Origin of the sequence: Mesonia aquimarina (assembly GCF_003667275.1) — a bacterium.
GTDB lineage: Bacteria > Bacteroidota > Bacteroidia > Flavobacteriales > Flavobacteriaceae > Mesonia > Mesonia aquimarina.
Window position 1 is genome coordinate 67,183 of sequence record NZ_RCNV01000008.1, and the last position, 17,736, is coordinate 84,918.

Below are 17,736 nucleotides of genomic sequence, written 5' to 3' on the forward strand. Positions count from 1 at the left end.
AAGTTTGGCGTAATAATGACGCCACTCTGTTGTTACATTTTTATTAGGTTTGCCACGATAAGCAAACTAAATTATGGCAGAAATTCGGGCTAAAAAAATTAAGCAATTTCGCAAGGAAAAAGGTTATTCGCAAGACAAATTGGCTCAAAAATCAGGTTTAGGATTAAGAACCATTCAGCGAATTGAACAAGGATATTCTCAAGCAAGAGGCGAAACCTTGTGTTTATTAGCTGAAGCTTTAGAAGTTGAAATTAAAGACTTAATTGAGGAGGAAAGCACCTCAGAAAAACCAAAAAAAACTGAAGAAAATTCCTCAGGATATTTACTTGCTTTACACCTATCTTCCCTAAGTATCTTGTTATTTCCATTTTTAAATGTTTTAGTTCCTTGGGTTTTATGGATCGCTAAGAAAAATGAATCTAAAAAATAGCTAAAGAAGGAAAGAAAATTTTTAAATTTTCAATTATCGCTGGCGCTTATTTTTATTCTTATATTTTTAGGCTCTATAATTTTAATGATTCTTAAAGTGAGAGGTTTGCGTGTTAATCCTTCTGATGTTTCGTTTTTTACTTCAGGATTTGATCCAATGAAAACAGTTCTCTATTTATATGCTTTTGGAGGTTTTTTATATGTTTACCTTATTTGTTTTGCAATTATAAACGCTATAAAAAGCAGCAAGCAAAAAAGGACAAAGTATTTTCCTACAATACGGTTTTTAAAATCCTAAGATAAGTTTAGCGATGGAAAAATAAATAAGGATTCCGCAAATATCATTACTGGTGGTAATAAACGGTCCGGTTGCCATCGCAGGATCGATACCTTGTTTATCTAAAATAATAGGAACAAAAGTCCCGATAAGAGAAGCGGTAATTATTACTGAAATTAGTGAAATACCGACGGTTAAGCCAAAATCGAAATCGAGATCGAGGAGCAACATTCCGCCAACAATAAGTAAAACCGAAAGTACAAAACCATTGAACAAACTGAGTAAAATTTCTTTTAATAAGCGTTTGAGGAGCGAGCCTTTTAAACTTTTATTGGCTAAACCTTGCAACACAATGGCAGAAGATTGTACACCAACATTACCCGCCATTGCGGCAATTAACGGAACAAAGAAAAATAAAGAGGCATGTTTTTGCATGGCAGAATCGAAAGTTTCTAAAACACTTACACTTATAAAACCTCCCAATAAAGCTAAAATTAACCAGGGTAAACGAGCGCGGGTAAGTTGCCAAACGCTATCGTCTGCTTCTACGTCTTCAGAAATACCGGCTGCCATTTGGTAATCTTTTTCAGCTTCTTCACGAATAAAATCTACAATATCATCAATAGTAATTCTACCGACAAGTTTGCCCATTTCATTAACTACAGGAATAGCTTCAAGATCGTATTTTTGCATAATTCTAGCGACTTCTTCACCTTCGGTATGCACGTTTACATAATCTACTTTATCGATATAAATATCACTGATTTGCGCCGAACTTGCAGCAGTAAGTAAATCTTTTAAAGAGAGTCTTCCTTTTAATCTATTTTTATTATCAACCACATAAATAGAATGTACACGACGTACATTTTCGGCCTGTTCGCGCATTTCGCTCATACAACCCGTAACACTCCAATTTTCATTAACTTTGACGAGCTCTTTTGCCATTAGACCACCGGCAGAATCTTCGTCGTAACGCAATAATTCTACAATGTTATCGGCGTGTTCTTCATCTTCAATTTGCGCAATTACCCGTTCTTTAATTTCTGGCGAAAGTTCAGCAACAATATCGGCGGCATCATCGGTGTCCATCTCTTCGATTTCTTCCGCGATTTCTTTTGCCGTAAGATTATTTAAGACTTTTTCTCGATCGTCTTCGTCGAGTTCCATAAGAACTTCGGCGGTTTTGTCGCTTCCAAGAAGTTTAATGACGTATGTGGCGTCGTCTAGCGAAAGTTCATCTAGAATTTCGGCAATGTCGGCGTGGTGTAAATCTTCTAAATGTAAAAGGAGTTGCTTGTTGTTTTTATCTTCAACAAGTTGCTCTATTTGTTCGATAAACTCCCTACTGATCTGAAATTGCATCCTTCGCTATCTTTTGGGTAAGTTGGGTAAATTGAGCTACCGATAATTGTTCGGGTCGCTGACCAAAGATACTATCTTCTTTTAATTCTGCACTAAGGTTGAAGGTTTTTAAACTGTTTCTTAACGTTTTTCGTCGTTGCTGAAAGGCGGCTTTTACGACTCTAAAAAATAATTTCTCGTCGCATTCTAACGAAAAATTCTCTTTTCTGATAAGGCGAAGCACTCCGCTATCTACTTTTGGCGGCGGATTAAAAACGCTTGGCGGAACGGTAAATAAATATTCTGCGTCGTAATAAGCTTGGGTTAAAACGGAAAGAATTCCGTAGGTTTTACTGCCCGGTTTTTCGCAAATACGTTTGGCGACTTCTTTTTGAAACATGCCTGTAAATTCAGGAATTTGGTTTCGATTTTCTAAGGTTTTAAAAACGATTTGCGTAGAAATATTATACGGAAAGTTTCCTGTAATGGCAAATTGTTCTTCACGGAAAATTTGTTGAACATCGTATTTTAAAAAATCAGCTTCTAAAACTTGAAAACCTTTGTTGGCTTTAATTTCAGGATGATCAAGTTCAAAATTAGTGTTTAAATATTCAATAGATTCGGTATCCAAATCCATCGCGAAAACCTTTAGATCTTTTTGTAAAAGGTATTTTGTGAGTACGCCGGTTCCCGGACCAATTTCTAAGACTTGATTGTAACCGTTTAACGTGAGGGTGTCGCCAATTTTTTCTGCAATATTTTCATCTTTTAGAAAATGTTGTCCTAGATGTTTTTTGGCTTTTACCGGCGAATTAGCATTTTCTTTTTTATCAGAAAACCGATCTATCTTTTTTTTGTAGTTTTTACTCATTGTTCGCTTATAATCTCCAACTCCGTTCTAAATGCTACAAATTTATCTTTAAAGCGAGCTGATTTTTTTCTCAAGGTATCGGCGTCTTCTTCATAATAACGCTCGAGCATTTTTTTGCTTTCAGTAGTATATTGAACAGAATACGTAATTCCGCCCATTTGTTCTTGTACCAAAACACGTGTCATTAAGGCTTTGGTGAATTTTCCGGTAGAAAGCATATCTGGGATATGTTCTTTTTTCATCCATTTAACCCACTCGTCGTGTGCTTCTTCTATAATATTTATGGTAACATTGTAAATGTACATAGCATAATTTTTTGCAAAGATAAGTTTAATTTATTGATGCCGTAAAAGGACATAATGCCCCAAGGTTTACTCTGAAACTAAAAAATCCAACAAGTACTTTGTTTATTTGCCCCTAGGTAGTTTATTCAATTGCATCTCCGCGGAGTTTTCTATATTTTTTTCTAGATTCAACAAAATAAATACTGTCGGCGAAATTAAAAATAATTTCTTCGTAGTGTTTTTTTGCTTCTTCCGATTGGTTTAATTGATTTTGATAAAGTTCAGCTAAAAAATAATGGGCATCATCTGCTAAAATATCTTGCCCGAAATACTGAACAATTTTTTGATAAGCTGCCTCTGCCATCGCATATTTTTGCTGACTTTCTAAGAGCTGTGCTTTTCTAAAAAGCGCTTCATCTTCAATTTTTTCGCCTTTATGCTGTTGCAAGATGCTGTCTAAAATAGAAAACGCTTGTTGATCTTTTTGTTGAAACTTATACAAATCGGCTTTTGCAAAAAGTTTTAAAGCGGTTTGTGTCGAATCTTCTTGTGAATTGTCTGAAATTAATAAATTCAGTTGCAGAGCATCGTTTGCAATTAATTGCGAGGTAGAAGTTTTTAAAATCTTGAGTTGTGTTTGCGCCCAGTCAAAATCGCCTTTGTAGTAACTTGTTTGCGCCACTTTATAACGCGCTTCTTGTGCAAGTTCTGTATTTTCTACCAGTTTTTGCACTTGACTGTAATAAATTAAAGCCTGATTAAATTTTTCTTCTAACACCAAAATATCTCCCAATACCATTTTAATATTGGCTTCTTGAAATCTGTTGATGTTTTTTGCTAGTAAATTATTTAGTAATTCTTCAGCATTGTTTTTTTCGTCTTTGTTGAAGGCTAAAAATTTTGCGTATTGAATTTGAAGTTGAAAGGTTTCGTTTTCTTTTCCGAAGCTTTCAAAAATCTGCTGAAAATCTTCTTCAATTTTTTCGATGTCTTCACTTGAGGAATTATCAATTTTTATTTGCATCAAATTTCCATAGGCAGCAATTTTATTACGATCTGTAGCGGCATTTTCTGTCACGTAATTCAATATTTCTTTTGCATCTTCAATTTCGCCGGCTTCTGCAGCAATTAAGGCTAAGCTCGAAATTTTACTTAAGTTTTTTTCGGGGCTGCGTTGGGCAATTGCTTTTTCTTGAATAAAGGCCTTTTTAAAATCGTTTTGCTGGGTAAACAACCAACTCAGCAATTCGTTATACAAGACTTTTGGTTCTTGCTGAATTTTTTTAAGCAATAATTTTCGTAAAACTTGATTGGCTTCATTTTCGGGGTCTTCGGTAACATAAGCCGAAAAATTTCTGTTTACAGCATAAAAATATTCCGGTTTTTCTTCGATAAGTTTAATAAAGCTGTTAAACATTTTTTCGATTTGTCCTTGTTCACCATAAATTCGTGCTAATTGCACTGTTATACTGGCGTTTGGACGTTCGCTCAACGATATTTCATAAACTTGAACAGCTTCTTCTAGCAAGCTGTATTTCTGAAAAGCGTTCCCGATAGGATAGGCGTAATTGGGTTGATCATTAACTTTATCAATTGCCTGGCGGTAATATTTTTCCGCGGCTTCATTTTCTTCTTGTAATTGATAATTGTATCCTAATTCTACCAATAAATTAGGGTAAATGGAAAGTTGCTTTTTGTTGTTGAGTAAGATGTTTTCAACTTCCTCATATTCGGCTAATTCTTGCATCGAAGAAATTAATCCGTAGGTAAATTGAAGATTTCTAGGGTTTTCCTGATACAATTTCTTATAAACGCTTTTGGCTTTTTCATATTCGCCTTGCTCAAAATAATTTTTGGCTAATTCTAGCGATTGTGAAAAGGCAAAGCTGCTAAATAAAAAGAATAGTATGGAAATAAAAAAACGCATCTTGCTAAGATAACAAAATGCGTTTTGAAATATTGCTTTAAACGAAATTATCTTGATAAACATTAAACGTTGACTGGCGATTTAAGAGCGTTCATTTTTTCCATTGATGAAAAAACGAACCAAAAAAATCTAGGCTTACGAATCTTTATCTAAATTTATTGTTCATCACCTAAATTTTAGGAACTCTCCCGATTGCCATCGGGATCAAACAGCCTAAAATTTTACGGTGATTTCACTTCAAATTTTACGATAAATTTTCGATAGGCCGAAAAAATCAAATTCTTAATCAATCATATCGAAACCGGTGTACGGAACTAAAACCTCCGGTATTTTAATGCCGTTTTCAGTTTGGTAATTTTCTAAAATTCCGGCCAGTACGCGTGGTAAAGCCAATGAACTTCCGTTTAAGGTGTGTACCAATTCTTTTTTACCTTCTTTATTTTTATAACGAACTTTTAAGCGGTTGGCTTGAAAAGTCTCAAAATTTGATACCGAAGAAATTTCTAACCAACGGTCTTGCGCGGTAGAAAAGACTTCAAAATCGTAGGTTAGGGCAGAGGTGAAGCCTAAATCGCCGCCACATAATCGTAATACGCGATATGGTAATTTTAATTCACGTAAAATATTTTTTACGTGCGCTACCATATTATCTAAGGTTTCATAAGAATCTTCTGGTTTTACCAAATTCACCAACTCAACTTTATCAAATTGATGTAAACGATTTAATCCGCGAACGTGCGCACCGTAAGATCCCGCTTCTCTTCTAAAACAAGGTGTGAAAGCAGTGCAACGAATCGGTAAATCTTTTTCGGTTAATAAATCGTCCCGAAACATATTGGTTAACGGCACCTCTGAAGTCGGAATTAAATACAAATCGTCATTTTGCACATGGTACATTTGCCCTTCTTTATCGGGTAATTGCCCGGTTCCAAACCCGGAATCTTCATTTACCATTAACGGCACTTGATATTCGGTATAACCCGCTTCAATATTTTTATCGAGAAAATACGTGATCAACGCGCGTTGTAGTCGTGCTCCTTTTCCTTTATAAACCGGAAAACCAGCGCCGGTAACTTTATTTCCTAGATCAAAATTAATGAGGTCGTATTTTTTAGCTAATTCCCAATGTGGTAAACTTCCTTCAGCTAAAACGGGAATATCACCTTCGTTAAAAATTTCTTCGTTATCGTCTTCTGAAATTCCTGCAGGAACCGATTCGTGCGGAACATTAGGAATGGTGTAAAGGATTTGATTTATTTTTTCTTCCACTTGCTGAAGTTTTTCTGATAATTTTTTAGAGTTCTCTTTTAAACTTCCGGTTTGCGCTTTTACTTTGTTAGCTTTTTCGTGCTCGCCAGATTTAAAAAGCATCCCGATTTCTTTAGAAAGTTTATTAGATTCTGCCAAGGTATTATCTAATTCGGTTTGCGTAGCGCGACGGGTTTCGTCAAGTTGAAGCACTTGTTCAAAAAGTTCTTCAGCTTGAAAGTTTCGCTTTTTTAAAGCAGCAATAAAGCTTTCTTTGTGTTCTCTAATTTGAGTGACTTGCAACATCGGTTTTTAGTTTTGAGGTAAATTACTTTTTTCAGAAAAATATAAACTTCAAAGTTAAGGATTATCTATTTCTTTTTTAGCAGAAAAAATGGAGATTATAAATAGGCATTTACTTATTGCTTTTCCAAATTTGAAGGTAAAATCCAGTCGTTATGTGAGAAATAGTTCCATTCGGCTTTTGCCATATCAACCTTTGGGTCGATTAATGGTTGCGAAGATCTGTTATTTACCCGAACTTTTGCATTTACATAAATTGAAATATCTTCTCCTTTTTCTTCATATTCTTTTTTCAGACGTTGGCAAAATTGCCAAATAACATCTGGTTTTGTAGAAACGATGCGCATTTGTTTTTTCGATAAATAATTCCGTTTAGGAACAATTGTCCGTTTTCCGGTAGTATTATTTACGATTTTAAACGTACTATTTCCGCTTTTGGAACGAAGCATCATTCGCCAACTTAATCGGTGACCTTCTTCTGTCCATAAAACATTATCTTGAATAAACCAATGGCGAAGTGGAAGGCAAAGCTGAAGTAAAAACCAAACCGCAAAAAAACTCATCAGAGCAGGTTTGTATTTCGGAATGTTGACTTCTTCAAGTTCGTAAAATTTCTTTTTCGGTAAAAAGCGTTGCTGAATACTTTTTGCCGGAAAGAAAAACAAGCAAAAAGCAAGCGACAAATAAGGGAAAATTCCGATTTGAAAAATGAAACTATTAAAAAGATGAAAGAAAATCGCGGCAATAAAAATGGGTTTTCGTGTAGGTTTCCACAGTAAACATGGAATTACAATTAAATCGAATATTAATCCAAAATATGTGATTACTCCAGGAACCCACTCGTTCTGTAAAAAGTCGCCAACAAGCCAGTAATGCTGTTTGCTTTTCATTAATAAAGTTGGTACGGTTCCGTCGAGCCAATCGGGATAAAGTTTCGCTACCGAAGCATACGTATAAACGATCCACAATTGTAGAATAATGAAAATATTTACCCAATTGGGCATTGAGAATTTTTTTAATGCCGAGTTTTGCTTTACATCAAGAGAAAAATAGCGATGCGCGGGAACAATTAGCATAAAAATGCAAATGAGAATCAATAAATAATAATGGTTATTATAACTCGATTTTTGCATAAAATACACACAAGACCACATAAGCGTGTAACTTGCCATGCTAAATCTGTATTTATAGCCGAGGGTAACAAAAACGCCAAATAGACCCATTACGGCGTAATAATAATACATTCCGTTACCGGGAAGCGGTTGTAAAAAATCAAGCCCTATAAAATTGAAGGTAAACGTAGGTTCAATTAAGGCTCTTCTAATCCAGCCGGTAAAAATTGCGCCCCAGGCTTCAATAGTTATGAGTAAACCAAAACATACGCGAAAAACAATTAACGCGCTATTATCTACTTGTTTGAACAACCATTTTTGAAGCATTGCGTTTTAGGTTGATTTGTGTTTTTTAAGGTAATTAAAACTAAATTCTTCATCTTCTTTCATTGCTGAAATTAATTCATCTACATCATTAAAATTCTGCTCATCACGAATTCGAGTAAGTAAGTGAATGCTTATTTCTTTTCCGTAGAGATTTTTATCTAAATCGAAAAAGTAAGTTTCTATAGTTTGTTCTTTTCCGCCAACGGTTGGGTTGGTTCCAATATTCATCATTCCGTAATATTTTTTCTTATCAATTACAGAACTCACCACATAAACGCCGCCTTTTGGAATAAGTTTATAGTCTTCTTCAATTTGCAAATTTGCGGTAGGGTAGCCTAATTGTTTTCCTAAACCTTTTCCTTTTACAATTTTTCCGGTAAGCATAAACGGTTTACTTAAATACGTATTGGCTTTTTCTATTTCACCGTTTTCTAAGGCTTTTCTAATTTTAGTTGAACTTACGGCAACTTCTTCGATATCTTCTTTAGAGATTTCTTCAACTTCAAAATGAAATTGTTTTCCGAGTTTTTTAAGATCGTTAATATCTGCGGTTCTATTTCTTCCGAAGCGATGATCGTAACCAATAATTACGCGTTTTGCATGTAGTTTTTTTACTAAAATAGATTGTACATATTCTTGCGCGGTGAGGCGAGAAAATTCTTTAGTGAACGGATAAACTACTATTTCTTCTACGCCGGCTTTTTTTAAAATTTGTTTACGTTCTTCAATAGTATTTATGAGTTTAATATCGCTTTCTTGCTGAAGAACCATTCTTGGGTGCGGAAAAAATGTGAGCACAGTCGCTTTTAAATTATTTTTTTTTGCTGAATTTACCAAGCGTTTTATTATTTTGCGGTGACCCACGTGAACGCCATCGAATGTACCAATGGTTATTACTGCATCTTTTTTCTGAAGAAATTCTTCCATAGTTGATTTTAAAAATACTTCCGTTTATTTCCCGTTAAAGCTATTCATGGTGTTTGAAATGCCAGCGGTGCCAAATGATTTAATGAGTTCTACAGCTTTGTCTAAACGTTCGGGCATTTGTTTTTTTTCGTCTTCACTCCATTCGCCAAGTACGTAATTAATTTGGTTTCCTTTGGAGAATTCATCGCTAATCCCAAACCGAAACCTGTTATATTTATTGGTATTGAGTTGTTGCTGAATATCTTTTAATCCGTTATGGCCGCCGTCACTTCCTTTGGTTTTTAACCGAATAGTTCCGAAAGGTAAATTTAAATCGTCTGTAATGATTAAAAGATTTTCTAATGAAATTTTTTCTTTGGTTAACCAATAATTAACAGCTTTTCCGCTTAAATTCATAAAAGTGCTTGGCTTGAGTAAAATAAAAGTGCGGCCTTTGTATTTATATTCGGTTCTATCGCCTAGTTTAACGGTTTCAAAAGTTAGGGTTTCTTTTTCAGCTAAATAATCTAAAATTTTAAAGCCAATATTGTGTCGCGTGTTATGGTATTTAGGTCCGATATTTCCTAAACCGACCACTAAAAATTTTTTCATGGAGTTGTCGCTTTCCTGATCTTTCTTTTTCTTACTTAAAATTCTACCGAAAAATGATAGCATTGTTTAGTTTTCAGTAAAAATAAAAAAAGCATCCCAATTATAGGATGCTTTTCTGTATAAGAGATAAAAAATGATTCTATCCATCATTAGAAGCAGCCGCAGCTCCTTCGTCATTAACTTCTGTTGCAGGTACATCTCCAGCATCAACTTCATCTTCATCATCATCTGTAGTAACAATGTTACGCGATGTTCTAACTTGACAAATTACCGTGTTATCTGGGTGTAAAATATTATAATCATCACTTTTTACAGCGGTTACATATAATTTGTTACCAATCTTAAGTGGTGTTACGTCTGCTACAATATAATCTGGCAATTTATTTGCAAGACCTCTTACTTTCATACGGCGTAAATTGAAACGTAAAACTCCACCATTTTTAACACCTTTTGGTACGCCTTCTGAGTGAACAGGAATTTCCATCGTGATTTCTTGATCATCATCGAATTCATAGAAATCCATGTGTAAAATAGCGTCTGTTACTGGGTGAAATTGAATGTCTTGGAGGACAGCGTTCACTTTTGTTCCGTCTTCTAATTCAAGAATTACCGTATGCACATCTGGTGTATAGATAAGACTGTTGAAAGACACTTCTGGTGCTGAAAAGTGCAATGGGTTTTCTCCTCCGTATAATACGCAAGGAACCTCTCCAGCATTACGTAAGGCTTTTGTTGCTTTCTTGCCTACGCTTTCTCTTTTAGATCCTTTGATCGTAATTGACTTCATTTCTAAAAAATATTAATTAATAAAATAGTTTACATTAAAAATTTTGAACTGATTGATTTATTTTCGTGTACGCTTTTCATTACATCAGCGAACAGTTCTGCACACGAAACGACTTTTATTTTTTTTGATTCTTGTTTTAATGGAATAGAATCGGTTACTATAAGTTGTTCTAGTTTTGAATTCTCTATCTTTTCGTAAGCATTACCCGATAAAACCGGATGCGTACAAATTGCGCGAACACTTTTTGCGCCTTTTTCCATCATTACATCTGCGGCTTTGGTTAGCGTTCCTGCAGTATCTACCATATCATCTACCAGAACAACGTTTTTGCCTGTTACATCTCCAATTAATTCCATATGTGAAATTACATTAGCTTTTGCGCGTTGTTTATAGCAAATAACCACATCGCTTTCTAAAGTTTTAGAATAGGCGTACGCTCTTTTTGAGCCACCCATATCTGGTGATGCCATAGTGAGATTGTCTAATCCTAAAGCTTTTAAATGCGGTAAAAATATGGTGGAAGCGAATAAATGATCTACTGGACGCTCAAAAAACCCTTGAATTTGATCAGCGTGTAAATCCATTGTGATAATTCTTGTAGCTCCTGCAGTTTCTAGCATTTTTGCTATTAATTTTGCAGCAATTGGCACACGCGGTTTATCTTTTCTATCTTGGCGTGCCCACCCAAAATAAGGCATAACTGCAGTAATATGTCTTGCTGAAGCTCTTTTTGCAGCGTCTAGCATTAGGAGCATTTCCATTAAATGATCGCTTCCCGGATGAGTGGAGCCAATAATGAATACGCGCGCTCCACGAATAGATTGTTCAAACGAAGGTTGAAATTCACCATCGCTATAGGTTGAAGTAATTACATTTCCTAACGGAATTCCGTAGGATTTTGCAATATTTTCAGCGAGTTCTGTGCTTTGTGAACAAGCGAAAATTTGTGCTTCTGTAATTGCTTTAACCATAATGAGATACGCTTCTAAAAGTTATTTTATATGCTTCTTTTAACAAGCTGCAAATTTAGGAATTTATTTGAAGCTAAAAAGTAATATTTTCAATATTTTTAAGCAAAGATGTAAAATTATTTTATAATTTTGCAATCCAAATTTGCTCGAGTGGCGGAACTGGTAGACGCGCTGGATTCAAAATCCAGTTTCTTCGGAAGTGCGGGTTCGATTCCCGCCTCGAGTACTGAATTAAAAGCCCCTGTATTTATAGGGGTTTTGTCGTTTTTAGGGCTTACTTTTGAGTTATGAAAAAAGCCTATAAAATTGAAAGTGCCCCTAAAAGTGCCCCTATTGAAATAAAAATTATTTTGGGTGAAAAACAATATAGCGAAGTTAAATTATTTAAAGCTACCGAGAACAAGAACGGTGAAAGAGTGCCTTCAGCTAAACCCGGGAAAAGATGGTATGTTTATTTTTACTGGAGAAACCCGAAAACAGATAGGTTTGATATTAAAGTTACTTTCACAAAAGGAATAAATAGATTAAAAACTGTTAAACACAGAAAGGCTGCTGGAAATGCTATAGTAAAGGCTACAGAATTAGCACTAAGTAGGGGGTGGATTCCAGACCAAGTAAAAAATAAAATAGGTGATTCCGACAATTATAGTAAAAGTAAAACTATCAAAGAAGCTCTTCAATATGCTTTTGAAATTAAAAGTCGAGAAGTAAAAGAAGCGACAAAAGATGATTATTCCGTTAGACTTAATTTCTTTTTTGAATGGCTTAAAAACAACAATTTAATAGGCTTGTCGATTGAAAAAGTAACAATTGAACATATTTATAGATATTTAGATTTTCTTCAATTAGAGTACAAGCAACCCAGCGGAAAAGGACTTTCAAACACTTCAATTGATAATTACAAACGTGCGTTATCGGCACTTTTCACCGTTTTGCAGCATAAGCGAATTATTCCGCATAATTTTGTGAATGATATTCCGAAAACAAAAAGCACACCAGTAAAAAATAAACCGTTCACCGTTTCACAATTAAGTGATATTAAGGAAGAAATTGTAAAAAGTGATCCATACTTAATAAATGTACTTAGTTTAATGATTTACCCAATTTTGCGACCTCGCGAAATTGTAAGGCTAAAAGTAGAAGATATAAACACAAAAGATTGGATTCTTGGTGTAGAAAGGAAAAATCATCCGTTAGGATATTCTCGAATTATAGATAAACTAAAGCCAGTCATTAAAGCTATGGAGCTTGAAAAATATCCGGGTAATTATCATTTGATAACCAAATACGATAAGCCGGCAATTTGGGAAACCAAAAAATTGAGCAGTAAAGTTACCTTGTTAGGAAAACGTTTTAAAAAAATCTTGGTAAAATTGGGTTATACTGATAATTACGGCTTGTACAGTTGTCGCCACACGGCAATTTTAGATTTATTCAATAATTTACAAAAGAAAGGCTTAAACGAACAGGAAATAATTATCAAACTAATGCCTATAACCGGTCATAAATCACAAACTGGAATAAGAAATTATTTAAGAGAAATACAGGCTTTCATTCCTGACGATCATAGCGATATTTATTCAATTGATATTTAAAAAAACTCCGGGAAATAATTACCAGTTTTCGCCCGGAGTTTAGTAGAAAAGTATCATTTTTATGATACGTTTACGAATATAAGAAAAAAAACCGTAACGATATCGTTACGGTTTTAACCAACTATTCATGAAAAATTTACCACTCAATTGGAGTAGCCACAATTTTAGGTTTGTTTGAAACAGGATTTTCTTCTGAATTATTTTTTTCTTCCTGGGCGGATGATAACATTTTTCGATAGTAAATAGAAAACTTTAATTCGTTTGCCGGTATATTGTTGTAACGGTTTTTATTCGCATAAACATAGTTTTCTTTGTAATCATCAAACTTTTCAGTTTCTAAAACTATATCTACGTCAAATTGACTTTTTGAACCGCCGCGCATTTTTCCGTCTGACGTTAATTGAAAAATGATAATGAATAATTTACCATTATATTTTTTACGTAAATCTTTGTCAACTTGTACATTCTTATCTATTTCTCTGAGCTTTTCAAAACTATCGATCATAATTACATCATTGGCCATAATTAGCTTATGTAAATCCTGCATCGATTCAATTTCCGGCGCATCTACATTGTGCAAATTTGTTTTAGAAATATATTCAGGTACTTTACTAAGAAATAAATTACTTTCCGGATGTTCTTCCATGCTCGCAATACCCACTTTGTAATTTTCAGCAAAAGCATTAACCAGTTGAAATGCAAAACGTGTTTTACCAGCACCTTGTGGAGCTGTAATACTTATACCTATACTATCTTTTTCCTTAATTTCGACATTACCTAAAAACTTAGAAATTTCCGGATCTGAAATTTTATAAGTTTCAAAATCTCTATTTTGGTTTTGTTGCAATCTGCTGGCTAAACTCGTGGATTTACTTTCTACAGGTTGAACTTCTTTTTCAGCTGGCCTTGGTAAGTTTTCATTTTCGCAATCATTCAAATTAACTGGCAAAGGTTCAACTTCAATCTTTTTTTCTGAATTTTCTGGTGGAGCATTTAAGCTTTCATTCTTTTTTTCATTATCTTTGTTCAAAGGCTTACGCTTAACAGCAGACTGGGTACTGTTTTTACAGTCGCTTTCTGCATCGAGTGTAAGCTTTTTTATTTTTGTTGCTTTGTGATCGTAATATACTGTTCCGTTTTCTCCTTTGCGTAAGGTTAAAATTACTTCATAAGGAACTTTTTCAATTACTGTAAAGGACTTCATTCTATAAACGCCGGCAATTTCTTTTCGTCCTTTTTTATCTTCTTCAAATTTTATGAAGGTTGAGTTTTTAAGCATTTCCATAGCTTTGAAAATCAATTGAATTTTCAATTGATTCCTTTTACTTCTAATAGCGTGGTAAATACCACTATTTTTAAAATGCACGGTTTCTTTTATTTCATCATGAAAATAAGTTTTCCCGGTAAGATGTTTTTTAGCCCATTCGTAAGCATATTTTGCAAACTCTTTTAGGCTTGAAAAATCGGAAGCTCCAAATAAAGCCATTTGACCGTTATCGTTAATTTTTTCTTTTGGTTTTGATTCACTTTTAAGTGAATTTTTAGGCTTTTCTTCTTTTTTAGGCTCGGTATTTTTCTCTAAAAAACGCTCGATACTTCTAATGTTGAATTTTACAATTTTATTTATTTCAATTGCATTTTTACCATTAAAGGAGTATTCTTCCCAAGCGGTTTCATAATGATACTCCTTTAACTTCTCCAGTATAAATTTTAAGGCTTTTTCATTATCGATTTTTTGTAAACCTTTCTTTAAAAGTTTACGGTAAACCACCGGTACGTTTCTATGTTGCTGTTTTTTAGAATTTCTACCGTAACCGTGTTTAAAATTAAGTAGTACAAAAAGTTTTTTATCTAACAGCCACAACATATTCATAGCAGCAAACTGTAAAATTTTATCTTCTTCTTGAATAGCATCTTTTCGCAATTCAGCTAAGGAAGAATTAAAAATGCGTTTTTCGTATTTTTTAGGTAAATCATTTAAAACAAAGTGAACTTTTGAATATTGATTTAAAGTAGATTTATCAATATCGTTATTTTTCTTCTTTTGCTTTTCTTCCTTTTTTTCAGGTTTTTGCTTGCGCTTTTTCTCTAGTTCAATTTGATATGCCGGTACGCCTTCTTTGTTTCTGTCTAAAATATAATCGGCAGCTGCTTGACTTTTGCTAGATGCACGAAAAAAGAAACGATTATCTTCTTTCATTTTTTTTACTAAGCGTCCGTTCCAACCTCTTAAATATTTTGCGCTGTTTTCTCTGGTCTCAAATAAAATTCCACTTTCAGCACAAAGAAAAACCGCTCCCATTTCGGCAATGAGTTCCTCAAATGCATAAGCTTTACTTTTTTTACTACCTTTTAATTCTCGATCCAATCTTGTATGATGTCCGGTACTGTGAACCATTTCGTGAAAAAGCGTAGTGTAATAGCTTTGTATCTTTTTAAAGTCAGTTCTATTTGGCATCTGAATATAATCTGCTGAAGGAACATAAAAGGCACGCCCACCGCCATGGTTAATTTGCGGAGCTTGTGGCATTTTAGAAATTATTGCATCAGAAATATTAATTTTTTCAGTTTCGGTTAGTTCTCTAGGTTCAGGAATCTCCCATTCAACCCCGGTTACATCTTCAGCAGAAAAAACATTGTAATATTTTAAAATTGGAATAGCGCTTTGTGATGCGATACTTTCGGGAGCAAAACTATTTAGGAGACGAATTTGACTTTTGTTTTTCTTTAGCCAGTTTACCATTTTAGGAAAACTATATGTGCTGAACTTTAATTGTGGCTCTGCTTGTTCGTATTTATACAATCGAGTAAAATAAACTACCCTTACTCCTTTACTGCCTTTTTCTAATTTTCCGCCTGCTTCTTTAATTTGGTTGAAAGTGAGAAAAAACGGATTTTTAAATTTTCGTGGCAACATAACCCTTTCACCGTTTATAATTTTTTCTTCAAAATTTAGCAGAAAATAATTAATGCCGCGGTATTTCTTTTTTGTTTTCCAGTTCATTGCTTCACTACCATTAGCAAGGCTGCTTTCCTTCCATTCTTTTTGCCATGGTAAATGCCCAACTTCTTTAATAGTGCTAAGCATTAAATCGGTTATGTACTGGTAAATTTCATCCGGACTAACTGCTTTTCCCATTCCGGGATTATCACCTTCTTCAGGAATGGCCATAAAATCAATTCCCGGTAAAAGGGATTCGGGCAAAATTTCTTCCTGTTTTTCGCTTAGATCAATTTCAAACTCTTTGGCTTTTGGATAAGAACGCAGTAAGTTTAAAAGTTTATCAGCAATATGCTTTTGCTCTTCTTTTTTAGCGGTTTTTATAATTTCTTTTACATCTTGTCTACTGGTATAAGCCCCATTAAGTCCGTTGTATTGTTGAATTGATTTCATAGTTGGTTAGTTGTGTTTTATGCGTTAATCGTGTAATTTTTTCCTAAAGCTTCTACAATTATTTGTAGGTTTAATTTTTCGCCTTTAACAATGTTTAAAGCATTAGTAATGATTCCGCCAAAATCTGAAAGCGGTAAGTAGGTTGGTATATTTTCAAGTTTTGCACTTCCATTTGCCGGTACACTAATTGCTGAAATATTAGGCGTGGCTTCTCCTATGTATTGATTATCGAGCGAGAAAAAGCGTATTTTTTTTAGCACAATATTTTTGTTGCTATCAAAATCTAAAGGCTTTTGAGAAGCATTTTTAAGCTTCAAATCGGTTTCAAATTCTAAACCGCCATTTTTAATTTTTACATTTTGCAAGCCTAAAAATTCAACACTCATTTTATCGAAGGTTTGCGAATACTCGTCAAACTTAGTGCGACCAACGTAATACGCTAGACCGCCCACTATTAAGCCTATGGAAAGTAATTTTTTCATGGTAGTAATTTTTTATAGATTGATGTTCGTTTTTTGTAGATGAAATAAATAGCTGCCGGAATAGCCAAAAGCAAAAGCCACCACCAATTAAAACCGCTAGTATCTTTTTTCTTGTTCATTTCTGAACTTGATTTATCGGTTTCTTTTCTCGATTGATCGCTGCTGTTTTTCTGCTGCTTTTTATCTTTTTTTTCGGTTGTATTCTTAGTAATATTAAGCCTAGAACGTTCAGAACTACCGGCGTTCGTTTCCGTTTCTTTTTCGCTTAAAACAAGATTAGCATTTTGCCAAGTGTAGGTTTTTCCGTTAATGGTTGCACTACTTGATTTCGTGGTATCTATAGGCGTTAGCTTGGCTTCTAACTCCGTTTTTTGCTCTGAAACAGTATCTTTTTGTTCACGTTCTATAAGTGTATTTTCTAATTCTTTAAACGTAGCGGTTTCCGTTGTGATCTCTTGATTTTCAATATCTTTTTGCTCTAATTCTGAAACGGTTTCAGCTTTCCGGGTAACGGTTTTCTGCTTGCTCTTACAAGCAAATAATAACAACGCCAAAAGCCCAATAAACAGGGCTTTTAGCATCTTAGAAAAATCGGGCTGTAAATTTAAAGTCATTATAAATCTTTTTCAGAATCGTTGTTTTTTTTTTGGCGGTTTTTCCGGTAATCATTAGAAAATTTGTAAACCGTATAAACAATGGAAACGACCAGTAAGAAAATTTGCAAGGTTTCCTTTACGTGGGCGAATGAAAAAATAAATGCTGTAGCTTGTGCCATATATACTTTTAAATCGGTTAGTCTCATTTTCATTACTTTTTTAAGTGTTTAGCTCGAAATGATCTAAGCGTTTCAAAAAGAAAATCTATAAGTCT

Annotated in this window: 15 protein-coding genes, 1 tRNA gene and 1 pseudogene; 3 read left to right on the forward strand and 14 right to left on the reverse strand. The window is 34.2% G+C overall.

Annotation, left to right across the window (positions count from 1 at the left end; all coding sequences use genetic code 11):
- The first annotated feature begins 73 nt into the window (after nucleotides 1-73).
- A pseudogene (locus D9R05_RS15625) lies at nucleotides 74-727 on the forward strand (DUF4870 domain-containing protein).
- Here the strand turns inward: D9R05_RS15625 and mgtE are convergent.
- The 10 genes from mgtE to D9R05_RS11015 form a co-directional block, all read right to left on the reverse strand.
- A complete protein-coding gene (mgtE, locus tag D9R05_RS10970; RefSeq protein WP_121667274.1) occupies nucleotides 716-2,068 on the reverse strand; it encodes a magnesium transporter in 1,353 nt (450 codons plus the stop codon). The pseudogene D9R05_RS15625 and the gene mgtE sit on opposite strands and share 12 nt — an antisense overlap.
- Complete coding sequence (gene rsmA, locus D9R05_RS10975) at nucleotides 2,049-2,918, reverse strand: 16S rRNA (adenine(1518)-N(6)/adenine(1519)-N(6))-dimethyltransferase RsmA (RefSeq protein WP_121667275.1); 870 nt, start codon at nucleotides 2,916-2,918, stop codon at nucleotides 2,049-2,051. The genes mgtE and rsmA overlap by 20 nt, the downstream gene beginning before the upstream one ends.
- On the reverse strand, nucleotides 2,915-3,223 hold the full coding sequence (locus tag D9R05_RS10980) for a DUF4286 family protein (protein ID WP_121667276.1): 309 nt from the start codon (nucleotides 3,221-3,223) through the stop codon (nucleotides 2,915-2,917). Before D9R05_RS10980 ends, rsmA begins: the two co-directional genes overlap by 4 nt.
- A gap of 121 nt (nucleotides 3,224-3,344) precedes the next feature.
- The gene (locus D9R05_RS10985) at nucleotides 3,345-5,129 is read right to left on the reverse strand and encodes a tetratricopeptide repeat protein (RefSeq protein WP_121667277.1); all 1,785 of its coding nucleotides are present in this window, start codon (nucleotides 5,127-5,129) and stop codon (nucleotides 3,345-3,347) included.
- A 282-nt stretch (nucleotides 5,130-5,411) separates the two neighbouring features.
- Nucleotides 5,412-6,683: a serine--tRNA ligase gene (gene serS, locus D9R05_RS10990; protein WP_121667278.1), complete on the reverse strand. Its 1,272-nt coding sequence runs from the start codon at nucleotides 6,681-6,683 to the stop codon at nucleotides 5,412-5,414.
- A 113-nt stretch (nucleotides 6,684-6,796) separates the two neighbouring features.
- Complete coding sequence (locus D9R05_RS10995; RefSeq protein WP_121667279.1) at nucleotides 6,797-8,119, reverse strand: HTTM domain-containing protein; 1,323 nt, start codon at nucleotides 8,117-8,119, stop codon at nucleotides 6,797-6,799.
- A 6-nt stretch (nucleotides 8,120-8,125) separates the two neighbouring features.
- Nucleotides 8,126-9,046: a bifunctional riboflavin kinase/FAD synthetase gene (locus D9R05_RS11000; RefSeq protein WP_121667280.1), complete on the reverse strand. Its 921-nt coding sequence runs from the start codon at nucleotides 9,044-9,046 to the stop codon at nucleotides 8,126-8,128.
- A gap of 24 nt (nucleotides 9,047-9,070) precedes the next feature.
- Nucleotides 9,071-9,700, reverse strand: a complete 630-nt coding sequence (pth, locus tag D9R05_RS11005; protein WP_121667281.1) for an aminoacyl-tRNA hydrolase — start codon at nucleotides 9,698-9,700, stop codon at nucleotides 9,071-9,073.
- Between the two features lie 76 nt (nucleotides 9,701-9,776).
- Entirely contained in the window at nucleotides 9,777-10,424 is a 648-nt protein-coding gene (locus D9R05_RS11010; RefSeq protein WP_121667282.1) for a 50S ribosomal protein L25/general stress protein Ctc, read from the reverse strand.
- A gap of 29 nt (nucleotides 10,425-10,453) precedes the next feature.
- Entirely contained in the window at nucleotides 10,454-11,395 is a 942-nt protein-coding gene (locus tag D9R05_RS11015; RefSeq protein ID WP_121667283.1) for a ribose-phosphate pyrophosphokinase, read from the reverse strand.
- 144 nt (nucleotides 11,396-11,539) lie between these two features.
- On the opposite strand from D9R05_RS11015, the gene D9R05_RS11020 reads away from it, so the two are divergent.
- Nucleotides 11,540-11,621: transfer RNA gene (locus D9R05_RS11020), tRNA-Leu, on the forward strand.
- 61 nt (nucleotides 11,622-11,682) lie between these two features.
- A complete protein-coding gene (locus tag D9R05_RS11025) occupies nucleotides 11,683-12,990 on the forward strand; it encodes a tyrosine-type recombinase/integrase (RefSeq protein WP_121667284.1) in 1,308 nt (435 codons plus the stop codon).
- A gap of 136 nt (nucleotides 12,991-13,126) precedes the next feature.
- On the opposite strand, the gene D9R05_RS11030 is transcribed toward D9R05_RS11025, so the two are convergent.
- From D9R05_RS11030 to D9R05_RS11045, 4 genes are read right to left on the reverse strand one after another with little or no spacing between them, the layout of a single operon-like run.
- Entirely contained in the window at nucleotides 13,127-16,384 is a 3,258-nt protein-coding gene (locus D9R05_RS11030) for a zincin-like metallopeptidase domain-containing protein (protein ID WP_121667285.1), read from the reverse strand.
- A gap of 17 nt (nucleotides 16,385-16,401) precedes the next feature.
- Nucleotides 16,402-16,866, reverse strand: a complete 465-nt coding sequence (locus D9R05_RS11035; RefSeq protein WP_121667286.1) for a hypothetical protein — start codon at nucleotides 16,864-16,866, stop codon at nucleotides 16,402-16,404.
- The gene (locus D9R05_RS11040) at nucleotides 16,863-17,480 is read right to left on the reverse strand and encodes a hypothetical protein (RefSeq protein WP_121667287.1); all 618 of its coding nucleotides are present in this window, start codon (nucleotides 17,478-17,480) and stop codon (nucleotides 16,863-16,865) included. The genes D9R05_RS11035 and D9R05_RS11040 overlap by 4 nt, the downstream gene beginning before the upstream one ends.
- On the reverse strand, nucleotides 17,480-17,668 hold the full coding sequence (locus tag D9R05_RS11045; RefSeq protein ID WP_162984958.1) for a hypothetical protein: 189 nt from the start codon (nucleotides 17,666-17,668) through the stop codon (nucleotides 17,480-17,482). The genes D9R05_RS11040 and D9R05_RS11045 overlap by 1 nt, the downstream gene beginning before the upstream one ends.
- Nucleotides 17,669-17,736 lie beyond the last annotated feature (68 nt).